Genomic DNA, 1391 nt, shown 5'->3' on the forward strand with positions numbered 1-1391 from the left:
ATCTACATCAACGGCGACAACGGCACCAGCGCCGAGGGCGGCCCGCTCGGCACCCCCAACGAGGTGGCCTTCTTCAACGGCGTCAACGAGATGCCCGTGGAGACCCAGATGCAGTGGTACGACGTCTGGGGCACCGAGGAGACCTACAACCACATGTCGGCGGGCTGGTCCTGGGCCTTCGACACGCCCTTCGACTGGTTCAAGCAGAACGCCTCCCGGCTCGGCGCCATCAACCAGAATATGGTCGTCTCCTGGCCGGCGCGGATCAAAGACAAGGGCGCGCTGCGCGAGCAGTTCATCCACGTCATCGATGTCGTGCCGACCATCCTCGAGGTCACCGGCATCCCCGCACCCGAGGAGGTCGACGGCATCGGGCAGGCCCCCATCGAGGGCACCAGCTTCGCCTACACCTTCGACGCCGAGAACGCCGACGCACCGTCGCGCCACCAGACCCAGTACTTCGAGATGATGGGCCAGTGGGCGCTGTACGACGATGGCTGGCTCCTGAGCACCAAGGTCAATCGGGCGCCCTGGCAGGCCTTCGGCGCGGCCAATCCCGACCCGCTGAACAACCAGACCTTCCAGCTCTACGACCTGACCAAAGACTTCACCCAGTCCAACGACATCGCCGCCGACCATCCGGAGAAGGTGGCGGAGCTGAAGGAGAAGTTCATCGCGGAAGCCAAGAAATACCAGGTGTTTCCACTCAATGCGTCGGTGGCGGCACGCATGGCCGCACCCCGCCCGAACATCACCGCCGGGCGCACCGAGTTCGTCTACACGCGCCCGATGGTCGGTCTGCCCCAGGGTGACTCGCCGTCTCTGCTCAACAGCTCCTACACCATCACGGCCGACATCACCGTGCCGGCGGATGGCGCCGAGGGCATGATCCTCACCTCGGGCGGGCGCTTCGCAGGCTACGGCTTCTACCTGCTCGAGGGTAAGCCCGTCTTCCTGTGGAACCTGATCAACCTCAAACGCGTCAAGTGGGAAGGTCCAGAAGCGCTTTCACCCGGACAGCACACCATCGAGTTCGACTTCCAGTACGACGGCCTTGGCGATGGCACCCTCGCCTACAACAACATGAGCGGCATCGGGCAGTCCGGCACCGGCGTCCTCAAGGTGGATGGCGAGGTTGTGCAGACGCAGAAGCTGGAGCACACGCTGCCCATCATCCTGCAGTGGGACGAGAGCTTCGACATCGGCTCGGATACCCTGACCGGGGTCAACGACGCCGACTACAAGCCGCCGTTCCCGCTGACCGCCCAGCTCAACAAGCTGACCATCACGGTCGACCGCCCGCAGCTCACGCCGGAGGACGCCAAGCAGCTCGAAGATGCACGGGCGACCGCCGTCGATGGCAGTCCGATCCAGCACTTGCAAAGCGGGCC

Annotated in this window: 1 pseudogene; it reads left to right on the forward strand. The window is 64.6% G+C overall.

Annotation, left to right across the window (positions count from 1 at the left end):
• Nucleotides 1–1391: pseudogene (locus I6U14_RS01095) on the forward strand (sulfatase-like hydrolase/transferase); the annotation flags it as partial.

Source organism: Thiohalocapsa sp. (assembly GCF_019695415.1).
Taxonomy (GTDB): domain Bacteria; phylum Pseudomonadota; class Gammaproteobacteria; order Chromatiales; family Chromatiaceae; genus Thiohalocapsa.